Raw genomic sequence first — 23,501 nt, forward strand, 5'->3', positions numbered from 1 at the left:
CGGCCGCGTTTTTAGGATCACATGGCTTGGGGAGCGCCCGATTGGAGGCCTTCACCGCCGATGCCTCCACCCGCAGCTACTACCGTGTGGTAGGGCGCGACCTGCTGCTGATGGATGACCAGTTCGACCTGCCGGGCTTTGCCGCCTTCATAATGATTTCGTCGCACCTGAACGGATTGGGGCTGTCGGCACCGAGAGTCTGGCATGCGGAACATGAGGAAGGGCTGGCACTGCTGGAGGATTTCGGCGATGCGACCTATGCGACTTGCCTCGCCCGTGGGCTTGATGAGAAAGCCCTGTATGAGTTGGCGGTTGACGCCCTTCTCAAGCTTCACCACGCCCCAGAGGGTCGGCAGATCGACCGCCCGGCCTACGACATGCAAGTGTATCTTGATGAGCTATCGACTTTCTCGCATTGGTTCGCGCCTGCGGTTGCGCCCGGACTGGACACAGAGGCGTTTGATGTCGCTTTTCGTGCGCTTTGGGAAACTGCGCTCACGCCTGTTGCCGGGCGTCACGAAACGTTGGTTCTGCGGGATTTCCACGTCGACAATCTGATGCTTCTTTCGGATCGGACGGACGCGGCGCGCTGCGGTTTGCTGGACTTTCAGGACGCCTTGCGCGGGCCTTGTGAATACGATCTGCTTTCTCTTTTGCAGGACGCCCGTCGCGACTTGATGCCAGGCTTGGAAGAGCAGCTTCTCGATCAATATTGCGCCGATGCGCCGGAATGGCTGGGACATGACGCCGACATCCGCGCAAGGTATCACCTCTTGGCTGCGCAGCGGCACGCGCGCATTCTCGGCGTCTTCGTGCGCCTGTGTCGTCGCGACGCGAAGCCACGCTACCTCGCGTTTATGCCGCGCGTTCTGAGCCAGTTCCGTACCGCGCTGCACGCGGCTCAGCTCACCGAAATCTCAAGCTTTCTCGATCACGCGCTGCCCGATTGGGGACAAGTTGGAGGAACGCTTCACAAGACACTTTCACCCAAAACCGGACCTGCAAATGGCTGACACGCTTTCACCTTCCTGTCTGGCGCGTGCATTCATTCCGACCGAGGGTCCGAAGCGCAGTCACCTGTCCGGCCACGCTGGAAACCGTCGGTCACTTTGGCGCGCCGACGGCAGGTCACGTCGAGGACGTCTCTGACCGTGTGAATGCCGCGCAAAAGCTCTGCCGCAAAATGAATTGTAAATGCCGGACGAAGTTCCCTCACAGCGTGGCGGATGCCATGGAACGCGCCGACGTGACTGATATCGCGACTGTGATGTCGCGCGAAATCGGCAAACCCAACGCCAATGAAGACATTACCAACATCCCGCCCGTGTTTCGCTATTAAAGCGCGACGGCCCGCGATGATGCGGACCAAATCGAGGCATCAATGGAGACGGGCTTTCTCCACCAGCAAACCTATGCGCCGCAGTCCTGCTGGTCGCCACCGTAGAGGCCAAGGCGCTTTATGTCACCGGCGTGAATACAAGCGAAGTACTCGAACGCAGTCATCGCCTTGCGCACCAGCGAGGGAGCGTGACCATGATCAAGCTTTCGCACCGGTTCGCCGACACCGCGTTCGCGCCCTTCTGCCCCCTTTTCGAGAAGGGCCGGGCATGGCCGTGGCTATGCCATTTGCCTGGATCTACCTTCCTTTCCTGATCGGGCCGTTCACCCACTCGGGGCGAAAGTAGGTCTCTCTTTAGGCCTTTTCCCCATCGGGAGGATTGGAAACGTGCGGCGTGTGGTTTCGCTACAATCGGCATTATTCGGCTAAGTGACTAAAATATATATAGATTTCACCTCATCCAAAAGCATCACACAAAACTACAGAAATAATTTTACATGTGATGCTTTGTCGACTAACCTGCATTTGACACAGGTGTTTAACCGCACGGAGGAGGAGATGTCATGGTCGACGCATTTATCTGCGACGCAGTTCGCACGCCGATTGGACGCTACGGCGGGGCCTTGTCGCAAGTCAGAGCAGATGATCTTTCGGCGATCCCGTTGGCGGCGCTTCAGGACCGCAACCCGAATGTCGACTGGTCGCGCGTTGACGATGTGATCATGGGCTGCGCCAATCAGGCCGGTGAGGACAACCGCAACGTGGCGCGCATGGCTGTGCTGTTGTCCGGGCTTCCAGTCGAAGTTCCTGGCACGACGATCAATCGGCTGTGTGGATCCGGTATGGATGCGATCGGCATGGCCGCACGTGCAATTCGCGCGGGGGATGCGGACATGATGATCGCGGGCGGTATCGAAAGCATGAGCCGCGCGCCCTTCGTGATGGCAAAGGCGACGTCTGCATTTTCCCGCAATGCCGAGATGTACGACACGACAATCGGATGGCGTTTCAAGAACCCCAAGCTCGATAAGGCTCACGGAACCCATTCGATGCCCGAAACCGCCGACAATGTCGCTGCGGATTACGGCATCAGTCGCGCGGATCAGGATGCCTTTGCCGCTGCGAGCCAGGCAAGATGGGCTGCGGCGCATGAAAAGGGGCTGTTCGCTGACGAAATCACCCCGGTCACGATCCCGCAGCGCAAGGGTGATCCGGTGATTGTCGATACGGATGAGCATCCGCGTCCGGGAACCGACGTCGCAGCGTTGTCTAAACTGAGGGGCGTAAACGGCCCTGACCTGACGGTTACGGCGGGCAATGCCTCTGGTGTGAACGACGGAGCCGGGGCCGTGCTTGTTGCCTCAGAGGCCGCTGCGAAATTGCACGGTTTGACGCCGCGTGCGCGTGTCGTTGCCATGGCTGCCGCCGGTGTCCCGCCACGGATCATGGGGATTGGGCCGGAACCCGCGACGCGCAAAGTGCTGGAGCGGGCCGGGCTTTCGCTGGATCAGATGGATGTGATCGAGCTGAACGAAGCTTTTGCAGCGCAGGGCCTTGCGGTGTTGCGTCAGCTCGGCATCCCCGACGATGCCGCACATGTGAACCCAAACGGTGGAGCAATTGCCATGGGTCATCCGTTGGGCATGTCGGGCACCCGTCTTGTGGGCACGGCCATGTACCAGCTGCACCGGACCGGCGGACGCTATGCGCTGTGCACGATGTGTGTCGGTGTCGGGCAGGGCATTGCCATGGTTATCGAACGTATCTGAAACGCAAAAGGAACTGACCGATGTATGCACAAATGGTAGAATCCGAAGGCAACCGTGGTGATCTGACCGCACAGGAGCGCGCGTTTCAGGATCGCATCGACGCAGGCGAGAAGATCGAGCCAAAGGAGTGGATGCCCGAGGGTTATCGCAAGACCCTGATACGCCAGATGGGTCAGCACGCGCACTCTGAAATTGTCGGCCAGCTGCCGGAAGGCAACTGGATCACTCGTGCGCCAACACTCGAACGCAAGGCAATCCTGCTGGCCAAGGTTCAGGATGAAGCGGGCCACGGTTTGTACCTGTATTCGGCAGCCGAGACTTTGGGCGTTACGAGGGATGAGCTGTTTGAGGCCCTGCATTCGGGCAAGATGAAGTATTCCTCGATCTTCAACTACCCAACGCTGACCTGGGCGGACATGGGGGCAGTCGGCTGGTTAGTCGATGGCGCAGCCATCATGAACCAGGTGCCGCTGCAACGCACATCCTATGGGCCGTATTCCCGAGCGATGATCCGTATCTGCAAGGAGGAATCCTTTCATCAACGGCAGGGCTACGCGATCATGATGAAGATGGCCGCAGGGACGCCTGAGCAAAAGGAGATGGCGCAGGATGCGCTGAACCGCTTCTGGTATCCGGCGCTGATGATGTTTGGCCCCTCGGACAAGGATTCAGTTCACTCCGAACAGTCGATGGCGTGGAAGATCAAGATGAACACCAATGACGAGTTGCGTCAGAAGTTCGTCAACGAAACAGTGCCGCAAGCAGAGCTTCTGGGTCTGACTGTGCCGGACGAGAACCTGACCTATGATGAGCAAACCGGCGACTACAGTTTCAGCGAACCCGATTGGGCCGAGTTCTTTGAGGTGATCAAAGGTAACGGCCCCTGCAACCGTGAGCGCCTGCAGGCGCGCCGCGATGCTTGGAGCGAAGGCGAATGGTTCCGCGACGGTCTGACCGCCTATGCCGAGAAATCCGCGAAACGCCGCGCCGCTGCCGCGCTGGCGGCCGAATAAGGACGAAAACCATGACCGATACCGCGAAACCCCGCAAGGAATGGCCGCTATGGGAGATCTTTGTGCGGAGCCAGAACGGGCTGAATCACCGTCACGTGGGCAGCCTGCATGCGACCGACGCTGAAATGGCTATCAACAACGCCCGCGATGTCTATACCCGCCGCAAGGAGGGTGTGTCGCTTTGGGTGGTTGAGAGCAAGCATATCACGGCCTCCAGTCCTTCGGCGAAAGGTCCACTGTTCGATCCCGCCGACGACAAGACGTATCGCCACCCGACATTCTATGACATCCCCGATGAAGCGGGGCATATGTGATGTCTTCACCCTCTGACATGAACACGGGCGACGTCGTTGAGCTCGCCGCGAAAGAGGCCGCCCAGCAGGATGTCCCCGATCATCACGTGACAGATGTTGCGCTGAAGCCCGCGTTTTTCGACTGGCTCTGCCGGATGGGGGACACGACGCTGATCCTCGGACACCGCACGTCTGAATGGTGCGGCCACGGACCTGCACTGGAAGAAGACATCGCTCAGGCGAATATCGCGCTGGACCTGATTGGGCACACGCAAATGTGGCTGGGGCTGGCGGCAGAGGTCGAAGATGAGGGTCGCACCGCCGACACCTTGGCCTATCTGCGCGATGCGATGAAATTCCGCAATCTGTTGCTGGTCGAGTTGCCCAAGGGCGACATGGCCGTCACGATCATGCGGCAGTTTCTTTTTGACGCCTGGCACCACGATTATCTTGGGAAGCTGACTGGATCGAGCAGTCCGCGGGTTGCCGAAATTGCGGCCAAGGCCTTGAAAGAGGTGACATACCACTTGGAACGTTCGTCCGATCTGGTCGTGCGTCTGGGCGATGGCACCGACGCCAGCCGGCGCCGGATGCAGGATGCGCTGGAACTCCTTTGGCCCTACACGGGCGAAATGTTCGTCTCCGACGAGGTTGACCGTGCCATTGCCGAAGCGGGTATTGCCCCGCTGGTAGAGGACTTGCACGCCGACTGGACCGAAACCGTCACCGAGATCCTGAAAGAAGCGACGTTGGAGCTCCCCTCCGGCACCGCATATGCCCAAAAAGGTGGCCGCACCGGTCGTCATACCGAACATCTCGGCTTCGTTCTGGCAGAGATGCAGTTCCTGCAGCGCGCCTATCCCGGAGCAAGCTGGTGACGACGACACTGCCGTCGGTAGATCAGGTCTGGGGCTGGTTGGCGGAGGTGCCGGACCCCGAGATCCCGGTGATTTCGGTCACCGATCTGGGAATCGTGCGCGAGGTCTTCTTTGAGGGCGATACGCTCGTGGTTGCGGTCACTCCGACGTATTCGGGGTGCCCGGCCATGGCCGTGATCGATATCGACATTCAGTCACACTTGGCAACAAAAGGCCTGCATTCGGTGCGGCTGGACCGTCGACTGTCGCCGCCGTGGACGACCGACTGGATCACTGAAGAAGCGCGCGAGAAATTACGGGACTACGGTATCGCGCCTCCAATTGACGGCACCGCTGGCACCGACGTCATGGCCGCGCGTGCGGCGCGCATGTCAGGCACGTCCAATCTGGTCGTAAGTTGCCCACGATGTGGATCGGCCGCGACCGAGAAGGTCAGCCAATTCGGGTCGACGCCGTGCAAGGCCGCCTATCGCTGTACTGACTGTCTTGAGCCGTTCGACTACTTCAAATGTATCTGAGGATCTGACCATGGCCCCACGATTCCATCCGCTTGAAGTCACTGATATTCGCCGGGAAACGCGCGATGCGGTGGTTTTGACGCTGACGCCGACAGCGGAGGCCGCTGCTGCGTTCGATTTTACCCAAGGCCAGTATCTGACCTTCCGCCGCGACTTCGACGGTACTGAATTGCGACGGTCCTATTCCATCTGCGCCGGCAAGGACGAAGGCTGCCTGAAGGTTGGGATCAAGCGGGTCGATGGCGGGGCGTTTTCGACCTTTGCCAACCAAGATCTGAAAGTCGGCGACACGCTTGATGCGATGCCGCCGATGGGTAAGTTCTTTGCGCCGATTGATCCGGCGACAGCGAAAACCTATCTGGGATTTGCGGGCGGGTCCGGGATCACGCCGCTGCTGTCGATCATAAAAACTGTGCTTGGCCGGGAACCTGAGGCGACATTCACCCTTGTCTACGCCAATCGGCAGATCAACTCGATCATGTTTCGCGAAGAGCTCGAGGATCTGAAAAACATCTATCTGGGGCGCTTTTCGGTCATTCACATCCTGGAAAGCGAAGGGCAGGAAATCGACCTGTTCACCGGCCGCGTGGATGCGGAAAAACTGGATAACCTGTTCCGCCTGTGGATCGACGCCGAGACAGTCGACACCGCGTTCATCTGTGGCCCCGAGCCGATGATGCTGACCATTGCGGAAAGCCTTCGACAGCACGGGCTGGACGACAGTCAGATCAAGTTCGAGCTGTTTGCATCGTCACAGCCAGGCCGCACCGCCAAAAGAGCGGCTACGCGTCAAGACGCGACGACCGGGAACGTCTGCGATGTCACCGTGACGCTGGATGGCGCAACGCGCAAGTTTCAGATGCCAAAGGACGGAACGGCCGTGCTGGACGCTGCAATCCAGAACCAGATGGATGCGCCGTTTTCCTGCAAGGCCGGTGTATGCTCAACCTGTCGCGCCAAGGTTCTGGAAGGCGAGGTCGAGATGGTAATCAATCACGCGCTTGAGGATTACGAGGTCAAGGCAGGATATGTGCTGTCCTGTCAGTGCATTCCCATTTCAGACAAGGTGGTGCTGACCTATGACGAATGAAGCCGCAGATACCATGAGCATTTCGGACTATCTTGCCCAAGGCGGCAAGTTGTCGTCGCCTGAAAATGTACCGCCGCGATATCGGGCTGAGTTGCTGCGCCTGATGTCGTCGTTCGTGGACAGTGAACTTGCCGGGTCTGCCGGGTTTGCCGATGCGATCAACTGGGCGCCGGGCATAAAGGAGCGTATCGCTGCCAGCCGGATTACCTTGGAAAAGGCCGATCACGCCGAACGCGTGCTTGATCTGATGGTGGAATTCGGGACGGACAAGGCGCTGTATAACAGTGCGCATGATTGGGCCGCCCGGATGCCACGGGATGCGGACGTCGAGGCGCGCAGGCAGGGCGGCGACATGCGACTGTCGGTTTTTCATCATCCGCTGGAAAACTGGAACGACGCGGTGATCCTGAATGTGTTGATGGGGCAGGCCACTGTGACCCAGCTGCGCGAGCTCGAGCAGTGTTCCTATGCACCACTTGCCGAGGTGGTTCGCGATATCATCCCACGAGAGCAGCGCCATATGGAACTTGGCCTTGAGGGACTTGCGCGCTTGACCGAAGTTGAAAGCCGTCTTCCAGACTTGCGGAAGGCTATCGACTACTGGCAACCCCGCGTGGCTTTGACGTTCGGCCGGGATGGGTCTGACAGGTTCGACCGGCTTGCAGCGATGGGTCTGCGTCGCACGGCAAATGAGGCGCTGCGCACTCAATGGCAAGACGCGCTTGATCGGCAACTTGCGACAGTTGCGCTTTAACCAAATTTCGGAAGGAAACGTGATGTTGGATTCGGCATTCGATCCGCGCCGTCTTGAAAGCTATCTTTGTGGCCGTTGGGTCAGCGGAGAAGGCGATCAGGCAATCGCGCATGCGGCGACTGGCGATACCGTTGCCCGCGTGGGCGGTCAGGGGCTTGATATCGAAGCCGCGCTGGACTGGGGACGCGACGTTGGCGGCGCGGCTCTGCGCAAGATGACAATCCATGAACGCGCGCTGCTCCTGAAAGAGATCGGCCTGCGATTGATGGAGATGAAGGAAGATTTCTACACTGAAAACTTCTGGACGGGCGCGACGCGCAAGGATGGCTGGGTCGATATCGACGGCGGCATCGGCACGCTGCTGACCTTCGCGTCCAAGGCGCGGCGCGAACTGCCGAACGCCCGCGTCCTGACCGAAGGCGACGTTGAACCCTTGTCGAAGGACAACAGCTTCTCCGCACAGCATATTCTGACGCCATTGCAGGGTGTCGCAATCCATATCAACGCCTTCAACTTCCCGGTCTGGGGTTTGCTTGAAAAGATCGCGCCGACCTTGATTGCCGGGATGCCGACGCTGGTCAAACCCGCGACGCAGACGGCTTATCTGACAGAACTGGTCGTGCGCCGGATCCTTGACATGGGTTTGCTGCCTGACGGTGCGCTGCAGCTGGTTTGCGGGCGGCCCGATGGGCTGTTGGACCACGTGACAGGTCAGGACGTGGTGACATTCACCGGATCGGCCGACACTGGGGCCAAACTGCGCACACACCCGGCAATCATAGCCAATTCGACGCGCTTCACGATGGAAGCAGACAGTCTGAATGCCGCCATACTGGGTACGGATGCCGGGCCGGACACCCCCGAATTCGACCTCTTCGTTAAAGAAGTCGCTCGCGAGATGACCGCCAAGGCGGGTCAGAAATGCACGGCAATTCGGCGGGTCATTGTCCCTAAGGCATATGAAGACGCGGTGATAGAGGCGTTGTCGAAACGTCTTTCCAGCGTTCCCGTTGGCTTGCCCGATGATGACGCGTCACGCATGGGCGCGCTTGTTTCGCTGAGCGATCGGGACGGGGTGCGAGACAAGATTGCCGCACTGCAGGCCGAAGCCGAAATCGTCTTCGGCGATCCCGACGATGTGCGCACGGTTTCAGGGGATGCGGCCAAAGGCGCGTTCCTGAGCCCCGTTTTGTTGCGCGCCCATGATCCGCTGAAGGCAGATGCACCTCACAGCGTCGAAGCCTTTGGACCCGTCGCCACCGTCATGGGCTACGACGGCGCGGCAGAGGCGGTCAGGCTTGCGCGAAAGGGCAAGGGGTCGCTCGTGTCGTCGCTGTTCACCAATGACCCGGCGGTTGCTGCCGAGGTTGTCACCGGCGTTGCACCGTTTCACGGCCGAGTGTTGATCGGAAGCCGGGCGTCTGCGAAATCGTCCACCGGACACGGCTCACCCTTGGCACCCCTGGTGCATGGCGGTCCGGGCCGGGCCGGCGGTGGCGAAGAGATGGGCGGCATGCGCGGTGTCAAACACTTCATGCAGCGGACCGCAGTCCAGGGCGCGCCGGCGCTTTTGTCCGCTGTCACAGGTCAATGGACCGAGGGGGCCCCAACCCGCGCAGACAAGCACCCGTTCAGCAAATCGCTGGCCGATCTGCGCTTGGGCGATCAGGTTGTCACCCAGTCCCGCCAGATCACGCTGGAAGATGTTGAGCACTTTGCGCATTTCACCGGGGACACATTCTACGCCCACATGGACAGCGACGCTGCCAAGGCAAATCCCTTCTTTGAGGACCGGGTGGCGCATGGTTATTTGATCCTGTCACTTGCGGCAGGGCTGTTCGTCATGCCCGACCCTGGCCCGGTGCTGGCCAACTACGGTGTCGACAACGTTCGGTTCATGACGCCTGTCTACTTCGGCGACACTTTGCAGGTGCGCCTGACGTGCAAGCATATCAACCCTAGGGAAAATGCTGAACACGGAGAGGTCCGTTGGGATTGTCAGGTCACCAATCAGGAGGGGCAAGTCGTGGCGCAATATGACGTGCTGACAATGGTCGCCAAAGTCTGGCCCTCCGCGTGAGCGCTTAACCATACCGTGACGAGGTTGCAGGTGCCGTTGACCCGACGGCCTTGCCCCTCGGGGCGCCGGGATGATCGTAGATCTGCTCATTGGACGCGTTTGCTATTTGAGGAGTGACGCTGCCCGGCGGTTGCAGGAGGGTTTCATAGCGCGGTGTTCGGACACATCGCGGCCCTCCGTCCGCCGCCATCTTTGTTCAACGATGTGGTCGTGGCGACAAGCGGCAATGCGGTACACCGCGCTGCTGACGCTCAGGCCAAAGCCAAAGTGGCAATCTGGCGAAGGTACCGATTTGACCTTGACGAATAAGGCCGATTTGCCGCGTGAACCTGGTCTCCGTGTGCAGTCCTAGCTGAAAGGGAAAACTTTTGGGCGTCGTACTGCGTTGACTTTCAGCGGATGCCCTTGACGCCTTCAAGCAGGATCGTAGTTGCTATTCGCGCATATTCGTCGCGGCTCACAGTGCCGTCGTCACGAAACCACATGTAGGCCCAGTTCAGCATCCCGAACAAAGACATCGTCACCGGCGTCAGAAGTGGACGTTCCGGTGTATCAAGGTCGGGATAGATATCCTTGATGACGGCAGCGAACCGTCGCACGATCCGCCGTTCAACCTCGGTGATTTCACGGGTTTGATCCGGATTGAGGGCCAGAGCCGCATTCAGCTGAACCTTGTGATGATCATCCGCGCCACGGTAGGCATCAAGCACGGTCGCCGAAAGGACTTGCAGACGCTGTTCCGGCGAAAGGCTGTCGTCATGCGCCTCGGCCAATTGCGTATCCAACGCGCTGAGATGCGACATGATGATCGCAAAAATCAACTCACTTTTGGACGGATAATAGTGGTAGAGCAGCGACTTGGAAACGCCCGCCTCCTTGGCGATCTGGGACATGGACGCTTTTTCCATCCCGGTGTTTGCAAATACGCGCGCCGCCGTCAGCAGGAGGTTGTTCTGCTTTTCTTCGAAGTCATTTGCACGGGTCCGCGCCATGGGCATTTCCTCTCGCTGCGGCGTGCGCAATAGCGCACGCCGCGGTCTTTCGCCAGTGTGGCTATTTTTCGCGGCTGTCGATGACGCGTGTGGCCTTGCCTTCGGAGCGTGCGCAACTGCCCGGGTCGCCAACGTCGATCTTGGTGCTGACGCCCACGACTGACTTGATGTGATGAGCAAGTTCCCGCGCCGACGCGGCGCGGGCATCGCTGTCCGTGTGGCCTTCGCAGGCTTCGACCAGAACAGTCATCACGTCCTTGCGGTCGACAGTGTTCAGGCGGATCTGGAAATGCGGCGCAAGGCCATCGCATTTCATCAGCTGCTCTTCTATCTGGGTCGGGAAGACGTTGACGCCGCGCAGAATGATCATGTCATCGGAGCGGCCCGTGATCTTTTCAATTCGCCGCATCGACCGTGCGGTTCCCGGCAGGATCCGCGTCAAGTCCCGCGTGCGATAGCGGACCATCGGCAGGCCTTCCTTGGTCAGGGTAGTGAACACCAGTTCGCCCATTTCGCCGTCGGGAAGTACATCCCCGGTCTGCGGATCGATGATTTCGGGATAGAAATGATCCTCCCAGACGTGCAGTCCGTCCTTGGTTTCCACGCATTCGTTGGCGACACCCGGTCCCATGATTTCGGACAGGCCGTAGATATCGACCGCGTTCATGCCGAACGCCTCTTCGATCTCTGTCCGCATGGCGTTGGTCCAGGGTTCGGCCCCGAAAATCCCGATCTCCAGAGAGCTTTCGCGCGGGTCTATGCCCTGACGACGGAACTCATCAAGGATCGACAGAATGTAAGACGGTGTCACCATCAAGATGCGCGGTTTGAAATCCTGGATCAGCGTGACCTGCCGTTCGGTCATGCCGCCGGAGATCGGTACGACCGTACACCCAAGGCGTTCCGCGCCGTAATGGGCCCCCAAGCCGCCTGTGAACAGCCCGTAACCATAAGCCACGTGGCAAATGTCACCAGCCCGGCCGCCGCTGGCCCGGATTGAGCGCGCCATCACGTCGGCCCAAACGTCGATGTCGTTTTTGGTATAGCCGACCACGGTTGGTTTGCCGGTGGTTCCAGACGAAGCGTGAACCCTGCTCAATTGATTTTGCGGCACGGCGAACATGCCAAAAGGGTAGGTGTCGCGCAGATCCTGTTTGAGCGTAAACGGAAATTTCGCCAGATCGGCCAGCGACTTGAAGTCGTCAGGGTGGGCGCCAGCAGCATCAAACTGCTTCTTGTAGAAGGGCGAATTGTTGTAGGCATGGCGCAGCGACCATGCCAGCCGCTTTTGTTGCAGCGCGCTGATCTCGTCACGGCTGGCGATCTCGATCGGGTCCAGGCTGTCAGGACTGGGGGTCAAATCTTTCATGGGGTCCTCCCTCAAGGTTTTGCCCCGCCTCAGGCGGGAAACAGCGTTCCCTTCAGCGTGCGCGAATGGCCGCGAAAGGTTGCAATCAGGGTCCCGTCCTCTCGGGTGATTGCGATATCATAGATCCCTGACCGTCCGGTGCGAGACACTTCCTGCGCGGTCGCGGTGAGGGTATCGCCCAACGAACCGGGCGCAATATAGGTCACGGAGCAGTGTTGGGCGACAGTGACCTGATTGTAAGTGTTGCAGGCAAAGGCAAAGGCACTGTCCGCCAGAGAGAAGATATAGCCGCCGTGCGCGTTGCCGTGACCGTTGGTCATTTGATCCGTGATCGTCATGGTCAGCACCGCTTCTCCCGGTGCCACGCTGAGCAGCGTGATGCCCAGCCGTTGCGACGCATTGTCGTTCTCCCAAAGGGCCTTGGCCGATCTGTCTGCGATTTCCTGGGGTGTCACTGTCAGTCTCCGCGAAAATTGGGGGCGCGTTTTTCCAGAAAGGCGGTGACGCCTTCGGCATAGTCGGCCGTCTGTCCGGCCGTGCGCTGCGCATCTCTCTCAGCGTCAAGCTGCGTGTCCAAATCGCTGGTCGCGGCGGCCTGGACAAGCATTTTTGTCAGGCCCAACCCCACAGTTGGACCAGCGGCAAGGCGAAGGGCAAGGCTCTGCGCCTCTGTCATCAGGTCTTCGTCCGGAATCGCGCGCCAGATCAGGCCCCAATCCATAGCGGTTTGCGCTGTCAGGGGTTCAGCGGTCATCATCAGCGCCTTGGCACGTGGCTCGCCTAGAATGCGTGTCAGTGACCACGACCCTCCGGCGTCGGGAATAAGACCGATCTTCGAGAAAGCCTGAATAAATTTCGCGGATTGCGCGGCAAGGACGATATCACAAGCGAGTGCGATATTGGCCCCGGCCCCGGCGGCAACGCCGTTTACGGCACAAATCACCGGCTTGGGCAGGTCGCGCAACAGCCGCAGCGTCGGGTTATAGAATGTTTCGAGCGTATGACCCAGATCGGGGGCAGGGCCGCCTTTGCGCGGATCGCGGTCGCCGAGATCTTGCCCCGCACAGAACCCGCGCCCTTCGCCGGTCAGCAAGACGGCGCGCACGTCCGTATCGTCGCGCGCGCGCTCCAGCCCGGTGCGCAACGCCATATGCATCTCTTCGTTGAACGCGTTCAACTTGTCGGGTCTGTTCAGAACAAGCGTCAAGACGCCCGAATCGAACGTTTCTAAAACTGCTGTTTTCTCGCTCATGTTCCCCCCGCAGTGGCTCTGTCCGTCTCGGCCGAACCCTTCCTCAAATTATTTCTTGCATAAACCGTCCGGTCGGTCAATTCTATTGATTGGAGGGAGGGCCTATGACAATTCGTTTCGAAACGCATTCCGAAATGCTGGCCACGGCCATCAAGGCGTTAAGCGCTCGCGATTTCTGGACGCCCTTCTCGGAAGTCCCCAGCGGCAAAATCTATGGCGAAGCAGCCAAGTCGGACGGCCTGGCAGCGTTCGATGCCCTGATTGGACAGCGTTTCCAACTGACAGATCACCCCGCCGAAACCCATATTGGTGCTGAAGTTTCTCCATGGGGGCTGAAACTGGACCTTACCTACCCCGCAGCAACCGTCGAGGCGTTGATTGACGCATCCGCGGCGGCGCAAGATGCGCTGGCAGCGGCGCCGATCACCACGCGCGTGGCGGTCTGTCTGGAGGCTCTGGTCCGCCTGAACCGGCTCAGTTTTCTGATAGGTCACGCCACGATGCACACAACCGGACAAGCCTTTCCGATGGCTTTTCAGGCCGGCGGCCCGCATGCGCAGGATCGCGGCTTGGAGGCGGTCGCAATGGCCTATTGCGAAATGACGCGCTTTGCCGAAGCTGCGGTCTGGAAAAAGCCGCAGGGTAAGCATGATCCGATCGTGATGGAAAAACATTGGACAATCCAGCCGCAGGGCATTGCCCTGACCATCGGATGTAACACCTTTCCGACCTGGAACTCTTATCCCGGCATTTTTGCAAGTCTTGCGACCGGCAACCCGGTAATCATAAAACCGCATCCCAAGGCAATTCTGCCGCTTGCTTTGACGGTGCGCGTGCTGCGGGAGGTTCTGGCCGAAGCAGGCCTGCCGCGTGACGCAGTGTTGCTCGCGGTGGATACACCGGGGGCGGAAAAGACGAAGCAGTTGGTCACCCATCCGGATGTCGCAATCATCGACTACACCGGGTCATCGGATTTCGCTGATTGGATCAGGCAGAACACATCCCGCAAGCGCGTCTTCACCGAAGAAACCGGGGTCAACTCGGTGGTCATCACCGGCACGGACGATTTTGACGGAATGTGCGCCAATCTGGCATTCTCGCTGTCGCTCTATTCTGGGCAGATGTGCACGTCACCGCAGAATATATACATACCCGAGGCGGGCATAGACACCGATAAGGGGCGCAAGAGCTTTGACGACGTGACCTCCGGTATCATTCAGGCAATCGACGCTCTTCTGCAAGATGCACAAACCGCCGCTGGTATCTGCGGAGCGCTTGCCAACCCCGCGACACGCGACCGGATGTCCAGCGTGGCGCACGAGGGCATTGTCCTGAGGCAAAGCACGTCCCCGGCCACGAATGTTGTGACACCGCTGATCCTCAAGGGGCGAAAGGATGGCCCTCAAGATGCCGAGTGCTTCGGCCCGATGTCCTTTGTCATACCCTGCACCAGCGCAGAGGATGCGATCGCTCAGGCGGCCAATATCGCCCGTACCGAAGGCGCGATCACCGCGGCCCTTTACGCGACGGATGACAAATTGATGTCCTTGGCCGGGCAGGCATTTTCACGGGCTGCAGTGAACCTGTCCATCAATCTGACAGGTAAGATCTACGTCAATCAATCCGCTGCGTTTTCGGATTTCCACGTCACAGGCGGGAACGCATCGGGCAATGCGAGCCTGACCGACCCCGCCTTTATCGCCGGGCGGTTCACACGTCCGATGAGGCGCTGGCCAAAGCGCTGCTGAATTATCGTTTCCAAGGGAGGAAAGACCATGAAAACCACTATGACACTGACCGGATTGACGCTGGCTCTGCTGGCGTCCACGGCACATGCCGAACTGCGTCTGGGGGCCAGCCTGTCGGCCACCGGCCCCGCCGCGTTTCTGGGCGACCCAGAGGCAAAGACGTTGGAAATGCTGGTCGAAGAGCTGAACGCCAACGGCGGCATCAATGGCGAAGACGTCGTTCTGACGCTGTACGATGACGGCGGTGATCCCAACAAGGCGCGGACCTTTGCGACTCGTCTGATCGAAGATGACGGTGTCGTCGCGATCATCGGTGGCTCGACCACCGGCACAACTATGGCCATCGCCGATCTGGCTGACGGGGAGGGCATTCCCTTCATCTCGCTGGCCGGTGCCGTGTCGATTATCGACCCGGTGCGGGAATTCGTCTTCAAGACACCGCACACCGACCGGATGGCCTGCGAGAAGATCTTTACCGATATGCAGGCGCAGGGCACCACCGTCATCGGCATGATCTCTGGCACTGACGGCTTCGGCGCCTCGATGCAGGCGCAATGCAAGGATGTCGCAGGCGACTACGACATTACCATCGCTGCGGATGAAACCTATGGCCCCGGCGACGCCGACATGACCCCGCAGCTGACGAACATCGCCAACACCGACGGCATTCAGGCCGTTTTGAACCCGGGTTTCGGTCAGGGGCCGGCGGTGGTGACACGCAACTATGCGCAGCTGGGCATCGATCTGCCGCTGTATCAAAGCCACGGTGTCGCCTCTAACGGGTTCATCGAATTGGCAGGGGCCGATGCGGCCGAAGGTGTGCGCCTGCCAGGGACCGCCCTGCTGATCGCCGACATCCTGCCTGATGACGATCCCCAAAAAGAGGTCGCGACAACATACAAAGCGGCGTTCGAAGAGCAAGCCGGTCAGCCGGTTTCCACCTTTGGCGGTTATGCCCATGACGCCTTTGCGCTGATGGTTGATGCAATGACCCGTGCCGGAAGCGACGATCCCCAGGACATTCGTGACGCGCTTGAGGCGACGTCGGGGCTCATCGGCACCACGGGCACCTACACGTTCAGCGAAACGGACCACCTTGGTCTGGATCTGAGCGCATTCCGGATGCTGGAAATCGTCGACGGCGGCTGGTCCGCAATCGACTGACCCAAGGCGGGGCGGCTTAACGGTCGTCCCCCCCTTTTTCCGATCTTTGGCAATCACCTTCGGGTGAAGGAGGTGTTCGTGGACTCCCTGCTCCAGTTCCTGTTTTCCGGCCTGACCGTTGGTGCGGTCTACGCGCTCGTCGCTTTGGGCTTTACCATTATCTACAACGCCTCTGACGTGGTTAATTTCGCGCAGGGCGAGTTTGTCATGTTGGGTGGCATGATCACCGTGTTCGCTCATGAGGCGGGAATTCCACTGCCCTTGGCTGCCCTGTTGGCCGTCGTGCTGACCGCGGCAATCGGCGTGGCACTGAACAAGCTGGCGATTGAACCGGCTCGCGGCGCGCCCGTGGTGTCGATCATTATCATCACGATTGGTGCGTCGATCTTTATACGTGGTGCATCCCAGCTGATTTTTGACAAACAGTTGCACCGATTGCCCAGCTTCTCTGGTGACGCGCCGATCCGCATTGGCGGCGCGACCATTCTGCCGCAAAGCCTTTGGGTGATCGGCGGTGCGCTGATCGTGTTTGTGGCCTTGTGGCTGTTTTTCACCCGAACGCTGACCGGCAAGGCGGTGCTCGCTACTGCGAACAACCGTCTGGCGGCGCAACTTGTAGGCATCAATACCCGCGCAATCATGACGTTGTCCTTTGCCCTCTCGGCGGCCATTGGCGCGCTGGCCGGCGTGCTGGCGACGCCGATAACTTTGGTCAGCTACGACGTCGGCGTTGCACTCGCGCTCAAGGGGTTTGCTGCGGCCATGCTGGGGGGGATGGGTAACCCGAAGGGCGCATTGGTGGGTGGACTGCTGCTTGGCCTCTTCGAGGCGCTGACGGCGGGCTACCTCAGCTCGCAATACAAAGAGGCGGTGGCCTTCATTGTCATTCTCGCCGTGCTGTTCGCCATGCCACAAGGGCTGTTTGGCGCAAAATCGACAGAAAGGGTTTGACCATGCTGACCTCGAAATGGGTGCAGCTGGCGGTTCTGGCGGTTCTGATCGCTGCCCTGCCGTTGCTGTTTCCGTCTGGATACTATTATCGCATCGGTGCGCTGATCTTTGTCAACGCGCTGGCCGTCACGGGGCTGGTGATCCTTGTGGGGTGGGCCGGTCAGATTTCCCTCGGCCACGCGGGGTTCGCCGGTATCGGAGCATACGCCTGCGCATTGGCGCCCGAGCATCTGGGCCTTCATCCTGTCGTCGCTATCGTACTCGGTATGGTCATCAGCGCGGGTTTGGCCGCCTTGATTGGAAAGCCGATCTTGCGACTGAAAGGGTATTACCTGGGCGTCGCGACCTTGGGGTTTGGCATTCTTGTGACCATGGTGCTGACGAATGAGCGGATCTGGACTGGCGGACCGGATGGCATGTCGGTCGCCAAGCTGGGACTGCGGGAGCTTTTGCGTGATATGGGAGTACGCGTGTCTGGCGGCGTGTTCTGGTACTGGGCTTGCGGGATTGTCCTGCTGATCGGGGCGTGGCTTGCGCTCAATCTGTATAACAGCGCCACGGGCCGGGCGCTTCGGGCGCTGCATGGGTCAGAAGTCGCGGCCAGCACCATCGGCATCGACGTGCCGCGGCTGAAGCTTCAGGCCTTTGTCATCTCGGCTGTCTATGCCTCGGTTGCAGGCTCGCTGTTGGCGCTTCAGAACGGGTTTATCACTCCGGATGTCGCGGGTTTCATGCATTCGATCGAGATTGTGACGATGGCCGTTCTGGGCGGCGTCGGGTCGGTTGTGGGCGCGATCCTGGGCGCCGTGATCCTGACGCTTCTGCCTCAGGTGCTGACAGTCTTTGCCGAATACGAACAGCTGGTGCTGGGCGCGGTCATGATCCTTGTCATGATATTCCTGCCGCGGGGTCTGTTGCCGTCCATCGCTGCCCGCCTGAAAAGGAAACCATGATGACCCTGCTACACATAGAAGGTTTGGGCATAAACTTTGGCGGATTAAAAGCCGTCGATAATGTCAGCTTTGCAGCCGCAGCCGGTCAGGTCACCTCGGTTATCGGACCGAACGGGGCGGGAAAGACCACGTTGTTCAACATGATTTCCGGCGTCTACACCCCCGGTTCCGGTCGCGTGGCGCTGGACGGCGATAATGTCACCGGTATTCATCCCAGCCAGCTTGCACGGCGCGGTCTGTCGCGGACCTTCCAGAACCTGCAGATTTTTCAGGACATGAGCGTTCTGGACAATGCGCTTGCAGGGTTTCATCTGTCAGAGCGTGGGTCCGTCTGGGGTGATATGCTGTCTTTGCCGGCCGCACGTCGTCGTGCACGAGACGCCCGTGATGGCGCTATGAAACTGCTTAAACGTGTGCGTCTGGACGATCTCGCGTCAGAGGTGGCCGGCAACCTGTCCTATGGTCAGCTCAAACGGTTGGAGATCGCACGCGCCCTTGGCGTCGGCCCGCGCGTCCTGTTGCTGGACGAACCAGCCGCAGGATGCAACGCGGTTGAAACCGAAGAGATCGACACACTCATTGCCGAACTCGCCGCGTCGGGCATCGCTGTGCTGCTGGTTGAACATGACATGAAGCTTGTCATGCGCATTTCGCATCACGTGGTGGTTCTGGACCACGGACAGATGATTGCCGAAGGCGATCCTGAATCGGTCAGTCAGAACCCCGAGGTCATCAAAGCGTATCTAGGAACGGAGGCCGTGGACAATGTTGCAGGTTAGTGGACTACGCTCGGCTTATGGCCGGATCGAAGTATTGCACGACATTGACCTGACGGTTGGTGCAGGCGAGATCGTGACCCTTGTCGGGGCCAATGGCGCCGGCAAGACGACCTTGCTGAAATGCCTGTCCGGCACGCAGCCGGTCACCGGCGGCACTGTGCAGTTCGAGGGGGCCGACATCACCGGACTGGCGGCGCACAAACGTCCCGGTCTTGGCCTCGCACAATCGCCGGAGGGGCGGCAGATCTTTACAAGTCTCAGCGTCGCGGAAAACCTGCGGCTGGGAGCCTATAATTTCAAAGATGCCCGTGTCGCGTCGGATATCGACGAAGCCTATGCGATGTTTCCGATCCTCAAGGAAAAGCGCAATCTGCCGGCGGGGGGCCTGTCAGGCGGGCAGCAGCAGATGCTTGCGATGGCCCGTGCGCTTATGGCGCGGCCCAAGTGCCTTTTGCTGGACGAGCCGTCGATGGGTCTGGCCCCGATCATCGTTCAGCAGATCTTTGATGTGATCGTTAGCCTCAAGGCGCGCGGCGTGACCGTTTTTCTGGTCGAACAGAATGCCTATGGCGCTCTTCGCATTGCCGACCGTGGCTATGTCATGGAAACGGGCCGGATCACGATTGAGGGGCGCGCGGCGGAGCTGCTGGCCGATCCGCGTATCCGCGAGGCCTATCTCGGCGTCTGAAATGACCGAACTGAAAACCGCGATCACCGATGGCATCGCCACACTCAAGGGGGACACTCCACAGGTAGACGGGATCTCGACCGCAGTGCGTCAGGCGCTTTGGCAGGCGGCGGTTGACGTGCTTGCTTAGACGGTCGCCACGATCCTGTCGTTTCCGAGGCAGTCCTCGTTTTGCCGTTGCCGCACATCGCGCCAGCAAACCAGTTGCCCCACGATGAAGTTGCCGCGCACCTTGTGGACGGCATGGCGGCGCAAGGGCAGGGGCTTCCAAGCGAAGGGAACGCGGCCCACCCGACAGGCATCGATCTTGTCGAACCCCATGAGTATGGCTTCCCACCTTGGAATGGCAGACCGATGTTTGCGCGCCGCTAAACGCCCGGCATGTCGAAAAAAGGCCCCGTGATTTCACCACGGGGCCTTTTTCTTCTCAGGATTTGTTGCGGTCACCCGGCACCATAAGATGCCGGGTCATGACATTATTTGCGCAAGCTGATCGCCGGGTTCATCGCAAAGTAGTTGTGCGGCATGATGTGAACCTGCTTCCATTCCGTCGACATGACAGGCCAATCCTCCATCCGGGGGATGTGATGAAAGCCTGCGGTGAACCAGGTCACGATGTCCTTGTTTTGCAAGGCTTCGTCGCCGGAATAGGAGGCAAGCGTCTCACTGCCGTCTGACTGCATGGCATAGGTGCCGCCAGCGTAGCGCTCATCATCCTTGTAAACCGTGTTCCACACAGAATTTTCGATCCAACGGTTCCGCATGAACGGCGGGTCGTTGGCAAAGTCGAAGGGACCGTAGGCGATGGAACCGTGATGGATCATATACCCCGGCGTGTGACCGAGATAGCTCTCGCGGTTCGGATTTTCGACCATGAAGTACCGCGGTTTCATCGCGGAGATCTGATAGGTCGCCTCGGCCTCTGTCATTGGCATGGTTTCGGCGACTTCCCACATGGAACGCCGAGGGCTGTCGTCTGCGACCTCGGCCGGAACGATATCCATCGTCATGAACTTGTTGTCCGGTTGATCGATATCGAAATCTATGCGGAAGTTGAAGTAATGGTCATGGTTCGCAGCCACGAGGTTCGGTGCGATCAATGTCCCGTGCTTGGTGTCGTCGGCAGCGGTGGCATCATTCATCGACGTGGATTCGACGCCTTTCACCGCGTCCAGGCCGGTCGCCCCGACCATGATCCGCATCTCGCCGTTCTGCTCAAAGCGGTAATCGATCAGATAGTCATAGTTCCCAACCTCGGAGGCCGTGCGCACCACCAACTCGGTGTGGGGACGCCCCTCGGCGGGAACAAAGTTGTCGGGCGTTTGGGCGAAGACCTCGAAGTGACGCCAGGCCGGATCACCGGTGGAGCGTTCGAAAATGCAAATGGCATCCGGAATCTCCATCGCCTGACCGGCATCGTCATTGACGACCGCAGGCATGAAGGTCGCGTATTCCGGGCAGTCGATGCCAGGGGTCAGCGGCGTCAGGAACAGGCCAAAGCCATATTCACCGCTGTCCATATAGGTGCGCCAGTACCAGTTGTCGTCTGGATCCATATAGGGAACGAACACTTCGGACAGGTGCGTCTGGTAGATGATATTGCGCCACGAATCCTGATCGTCGACGCGGATATCGGATATGACCAGACCGGGGCGCTTGTCGATGCGGGTGCGGAACTTCCAGATATCCCAAGTGATCTCGCTGCCGTCGATGGTAAAGTTCGGATCGCCGGGCTGGCTGAGTTTCGCCGGATTGGTTTCTGCGCGCAGCGGCGTCCGCTCTGCGATCTCTTCTTCCGTATAGCCCCAAGGGTCGCTCGGCGTCGCCACGACGCCAGTGTCAACCACATCGGTAATCGTCGTGGTGTTCAGATCATAGGTGGCGCTAAGCCCCTCGATCGGTTTTGCATAGAAATTCGAACCCGACGGCACGACGTAACAGGGGACCTTCATCAGCCGGTTGCCTTCGTATTCCGGCGTCAGAAAGTTGCCGGCAGTCAGCGGCAGGCAGAACACCTGATCCGGTGTCAGATCGCGTTTGGCGAGCGCTTCGACCATCCGGTCGTCGGTCAGGGCTGCTTCCAATGCGCCGAGAAATTCGGTCAGCAATATCATTGGTTGACCGTTTGCATCGATCAGGCCGCTTTCTTCGACCTCCCCGCTGGTCAGGTTGACGATTGCCGATCCGAACCCGTCCTGTGAAGTATATTGAGCGAGGGCCTTGCGATCGATCTGGCTTTCTCCGTCCCAGGCCAGCATCTCCGCTTTGGGCGGCTCCTTCAGTTCAACCAGCGGAAAAAGGGTCTCGTCAGTAACGATGCCGGCGTCGCGCAGGATGGTGTTGACCTGTGCGTATTCGTCGGCTGTCAAACCATCGAGCGGGTAACTTTGCGCAAATGCGGGACCGGCGGCGAGGGCCAGACACGCAGCTGTCAGAGTATGCTTCATTGTTCACTCCATGTTGGATTTATTCGTTGACCGGTCGGTCGATTTAACCGGTGGAGTTACCTTAAACGGAAATCGCGTGGGTCATTTGACATTTCCGGCAATCTGGACCGTCAGGCCTGGAGGCGTATGGCTTCCGGTGTCATGCCGAACCATCGCCGTGCAGCACGGGTAAATGCGGAGTGCTCGGAATATCCCAGCCGCCAGGCGATCTCTGCCAAGGGCAGGTCGGTCTTCTGCAGCAGCAGGGTTGAGGTCTCAGCCCGGCATTTGTCGACGACGCGGCGATAGCTCGTCCTTTCTGATTGCAATTGAAGCCGCAATGACCGGTCCGAAAGTTTCAATTCCGTTGCAATATCAGCCTGATCAAGAGGTTCGCGGCCCAACCGCGATAGGATTTCGGTCCGGCATCTGTCTGCTGTACTTTGGCTGGCGCGAAGACCGCGCAACGCTTCAGAGAGCGAGGTTTCCATATCACCAGAGATTTGACCGTTTTGCGCAGCGGCAGGTTCGGCGCGGCTGTCCAGGGCGGACAATGGCAAAAACATCGTATTGCAGATCTCGTTCGACGCCACAGGGCAGCCAAGCTGCCGCTTCAGTCTTTCTCCGGCCGCATCGGGGGCATGTTCGAACCGCAGGTCCATTATGCTGGCAACGTCCGGTAGATAATGGCGGACGATGCCGAAAATCAGACCCATGGTAAGTTCTGCGTCTGCTTGGCGCGGCCAGATGTTGGGATCAAGAACGCGGTAAGTCACCTCTACCACGGATCCTTGCGGCACAACCGACAACAGCGCGCCGCTTTGGATCAAGGGGAAGACACGTTGCAAGGCCATCAAGGAGTCGCCCAGCGTCGGAGCCGCAAGAATGGCCTGGCCTGCGGGCCCAAGATTTGCCAAATCGTACTGCGCACCGACGTTCCAAAAGAGGCTTCCATCCAGCGTCATCGACCGGGCGCGTTGCAATACGGATACGAAATCGGTTAGCCGAACCATTCCAATGTCGGCCATCGACCCTACGACAGCGTCGGGAATGACGTCGGAAAATGCCTTGAACGGCGAATCAATGATCCAGTCCACTGCCATGCAACCTCCCGATTTTGTTCGGCAACCTGTCGAAGCGGTCCTTCTGGTTTCGCAATCAAACTGATCTTAGGCGTTCAATCGTGTTCAGCAAACAGCGCATTGCGGCCCGGACAAGTGCTTCGGTAGGTTGCGAAAATTCAGGCGGAGGAAAAGAACTGCTGCCGTTTTATGTTGCACGCCCGATTCCTTAAGCTGAACCAAATTTCTAGTTCATGTTGACAAATAGCGGATCCAAAGCCTGATCGAGGTGATGTCGACGAAGCCGAGGAAGCTCTCTGCGGTCTTATCGTAACGAGTGGCAACTCGGCGGGCGTTCTTCAGCTTGTTGAAGCACCGTTCAAC

At 59.3% G+C, this 23,501-nt stretch carries 24 protein-coding genes and 1 pseudogene; 17 read left to right on the forward strand and 8 right to left on the reverse strand.

Annotation, left to right across the window (positions count from 1 at the left end; translation table 11 throughout):
• The first annotated feature begins 41 nt into the window (after window positions 1-41).
• From GGQ68_RS21505 to paaZ, 10 genes are all read left to right on the forward strand, one after another.
• On the forward strand, window positions 42-1,013 hold the full coding sequence (locus GGQ68_RS21505) for an aminoglycoside phosphotransferase family protein (RefSeq protein ID WP_246429492.1): 972 nt from the start codon (window positions 42-44) through the stop codon (window positions 1,011-1,013).
• 26 nt (window positions 1,014-1,039) lie between these two features.
• Window positions 1,040-1,339, forward strand: coding sequence for an aldehyde dehydrogenase family protein (locus GGQ68_RS21510; protein WP_183969635.1), 300 nt, complete (start codon window positions 1,040-1,042; stop codon window positions 1,337-1,339).
• A gap of 563 nt (window positions 1,340-1,902) precedes the next feature.
• Entirely contained in the window at window positions 1,903-3,108 is a 1,206-nt protein-coding gene (gene pcaF, locus GGQ68_RS21515; RefSeq protein WP_183969637.1) for a 3-oxoadipyl-CoA thiolase, read from the forward strand.
• Between the two features lie 20 nt (window positions 3,109-3,128).
• Window positions 3,129-4,121 (forward strand): 1,2-phenylacetyl-CoA epoxidase subunit PaaA, encoded by a 993-nt coding sequence (gene paaA / locus GGQ68_RS21520; RefSeq protein WP_183969639.1) that lies wholly within the window; start codon window positions 3,129-3,131, stop codon window positions 4,119-4,121.
• An 11-nt stretch (window positions 4,122-4,132) separates the two neighbouring features.
• Window positions 4,133-4,435 carry a 1,2-phenylacetyl-CoA epoxidase subunit PaaB gene (paaB, locus tag GGQ68_RS21525; protein WP_183969641.1) on the forward strand — a complete coding sequence of 101 codons (303 nt, stop codon included), beginning with the start codon at window positions 4,133-4,135 and terminating at the stop codon, window positions 4,433-4,435.
• Entirely contained in the window at window positions 4,435-5,292 is an 858-nt protein-coding gene (paaC, locus tag GGQ68_RS21530; RefSeq protein ID WP_183969643.1) for a 1,2-phenylacetyl-CoA epoxidase subunit PaaC, read from the forward strand. Before paaB ends, paaC begins: the two co-directional genes overlap by 1 nt.
• Window positions 5,289-5,810: a 1,2-phenylacetyl-CoA epoxidase subunit PaaD gene (gene paaD, locus GGQ68_RS21535; protein WP_343056035.1), complete on the forward strand. Its 522-nt coding sequence runs from the start codon at window positions 5,289-5,291 to the stop codon at window positions 5,808-5,810. The genes paaC and paaD overlap by 4 nt, the downstream gene beginning before the upstream one ends.
• Window positions 5,811-5,820: 10 nt before the next feature.
• A complete protein-coding gene (gene paaE / locus GGQ68_RS21540; RefSeq protein ID WP_183969645.1) occupies window positions 5,821-6,900 on the forward strand; it encodes a 1,2-phenylacetyl-CoA epoxidase subunit PaaE in 1,080 nt (359 codons plus the stop codon).
• Complete coding sequence (locus tag GGQ68_RS21545) at window positions 6,890-7,654, forward strand: Phenylacetic acid catabolic protein (RefSeq protein ID WP_183969647.1); 765 nt, start codon at window positions 6,890-6,892, stop codon at window positions 7,652-7,654. The genes paaE and GGQ68_RS21545 overlap by 11 nt, the downstream gene beginning before the upstream one ends.
• A gap of 22 nt (window positions 7,655-7,676) precedes the next feature.
• Window positions 7,677-9,734: a phenylacetic acid degradation bifunctional protein PaaZ gene (gene paaZ / locus GGQ68_RS21550; RefSeq protein WP_183969649.1), complete on the forward strand. Its 2,058-nt coding sequence runs from the start codon at window positions 7,677-7,679 to the stop codon at window positions 9,732-9,734.
• Between the two features lie 392 nt (window positions 9,735-10,126).
• On the opposite strand, the gene GGQ68_RS21555 is transcribed toward paaZ, so the two are convergent.
• From GGQ68_RS21555 to paaG, 4 genes are all read right to left on the reverse strand, one after another.
• Window positions 10,127-10,726: a TetR/AcrR family transcriptional regulator gene (locus GGQ68_RS21555; protein WP_183969651.1), complete on the reverse strand. Its 600-nt coding sequence runs from the start codon at window positions 10,724-10,726 to the stop codon at window positions 10,127-10,129.
• A gap of 61 nt (window positions 10,727-10,787) precedes the next feature.
• Entirely contained in the window at window positions 10,788-12,095 is a 1,308-nt protein-coding gene (gene paaK, locus GGQ68_RS21560; RefSeq protein WP_183969653.1) for a phenylacetate--CoA ligase PaaK, read from the reverse strand.
• Window positions 12,096-12,124: 29 nt separating this feature from the next.
• On the reverse strand, window positions 12,125-12,550 hold the full coding sequence (gene paaI, locus GGQ68_RS21565) for a hydroxyphenylacetyl-CoA thioesterase PaaI (protein ID WP_183969655.1): 426 nt from the start codon (window positions 12,548-12,550) through the stop codon (window positions 12,125-12,127).
• A 2-nt stretch (window positions 12,551-12,552) separates the two neighbouring features.
• On the reverse strand, window positions 12,553-13,347 hold the full coding sequence (gene paaG, locus GGQ68_RS21570; protein ID WP_183969657.1) for a 2-(1,2-epoxy-1,2-dihydrophenyl)acetyl-CoA isomerase PaaG: 795 nt from the start codon (window positions 13,345-13,347) through the stop codon (window positions 12,553-12,555).
• Window positions 13,348-13,451: 104 nt separating this feature from the next.
• On the opposite strand from paaG, the gene paaN reads away from it, so the two are divergent.
• The 7 genes from paaN (at window position 13,452) to GGQ68_RS24660 (ending at window position 19,760) form a co-directional block, all read left to right on the forward strand.
• Window positions 13,452-15,095 (forward strand): phenylacetic acid degradation protein PaaN, encoded by a 1,644-nt coding sequence (gene paaN, locus GGQ68_RS21575; RefSeq protein WP_183969659.1) that lies wholly within the window; start codon window positions 13,452-13,454, stop codon window positions 15,093-15,095.
• Window positions 15,096-15,122: 27 nt separating this feature from the next.
• Window positions 15,123-16,259 (forward strand): ABC transporter substrate-binding protein, encoded by a 1,137-nt coding sequence (locus tag GGQ68_RS21580; protein WP_183969661.1) that lies wholly within the window; start codon window positions 15,123-15,125, stop codon window positions 16,257-16,259.
• 78 nt (window positions 16,260-16,337) lie between these two features.
• Complete coding sequence (locus GGQ68_RS21585) at window positions 16,338-17,210, forward strand: ABC transporter permease subunit (protein ID WP_183969663.1); 873 nt, start codon at window positions 16,338-16,340, stop codon at window positions 17,208-17,210.
• 2 nt (window positions 17,211-17,212) lie between these two features.
• The gene (locus GGQ68_RS21590) at window positions 17,213-18,163 is read left to right on the forward strand and encodes a branched-chain amino acid ABC transporter permease (protein ID WP_183969665.1); all 951 of its coding nucleotides are present in this window, start codon (window positions 17,213-17,215) and stop codon (window positions 18,161-18,163) included.
• Window positions 18,163-18,942: an ABC transporter ATP-binding protein gene (locus tag GGQ68_RS21595; protein WP_183969687.1), complete on the forward strand. Its 780-nt coding sequence runs from the start codon at window positions 18,163-18,165 to the stop codon at window positions 18,940-18,942. Before GGQ68_RS21590 ends, GGQ68_RS21595 begins: the two co-directional genes overlap by 1 nt.
• The gene (locus GGQ68_RS21600; RefSeq protein WP_183969667.1) at window positions 18,929-19,630 is read left to right on the forward strand and encodes an ABC transporter ATP-binding protein; all 702 of its coding nucleotides are present in this window, start codon (window positions 18,929-18,931) and stop codon (window positions 19,628-19,630) included. The genes GGQ68_RS21595 and GGQ68_RS21600 overlap by 14 nt, the downstream gene beginning before the upstream one ends.
• Before the next feature lies 1 nt (window position 19,631).
• The gene (locus GGQ68_RS24660; protein ID WP_281374920.1) at window positions 19,632-19,760 is read left to right on the forward strand and encodes a hypothetical protein; all 129 of its coding nucleotides are present in this window, start codon (window positions 19,632-19,634) and stop codon (window positions 19,758-19,760) included.
• On the opposite strand, the gene GGQ68_RS21605 is transcribed toward GGQ68_RS24660, so the two are convergent.
• From GGQ68_RS21605 to GGQ68_RS21620, 4 genes and pseudogenes are all read right to left on the reverse strand, one after another.
• Window positions 19,757-19,951: a hypothetical protein gene (locus GGQ68_RS21605; RefSeq protein ID WP_183969669.1), complete on the reverse strand. Its 195-nt coding sequence runs from the start codon at window positions 19,949-19,951 to the stop codon at window positions 19,757-19,759. The two genes, GGQ68_RS24660 and GGQ68_RS21605, sit on opposite strands and share 4 nt — an antisense overlap.
• 155 nt (window positions 19,952-20,106) lie before the next feature.
• Window positions 20,107-22,077, reverse strand: a complete 1,971-nt coding sequence (locus GGQ68_RS21610; protein WP_183969671.1) for a copper amine oxidase — start codon at window positions 22,075-22,077, stop codon at window positions 20,107-20,109.
• 110 nt (window positions 22,078-22,187) lie between these two features.
• Window positions 22,188-23,159 carry an AraC-like transcriptional regulator QhpR gene (gene qhpR, locus GGQ68_RS21615; RefSeq protein ID WP_183969673.1) on the reverse strand — a complete coding sequence of 324 codons (972 nt, stop codon included), beginning with the start codon at window positions 23,157-23,159 and terminating at the stop codon, window positions 22,188-22,190.
• A gap of 210 nt (window positions 23,160-23,369) precedes the next feature.
• Window positions 23,370-23,501 (reverse strand): annotated as a pseudogene (locus tag GGQ68_RS21620) (IS5/IS1182 family transposase); the annotation flags it as partial.

This window comes from Sagittula marina, assembly GCF_014196795.1.
GTDB lineage: Bacteria > Pseudomonadota > Alphaproteobacteria > Rhodobacterales > Rhodobacteraceae > Sagittula > Sagittula marina.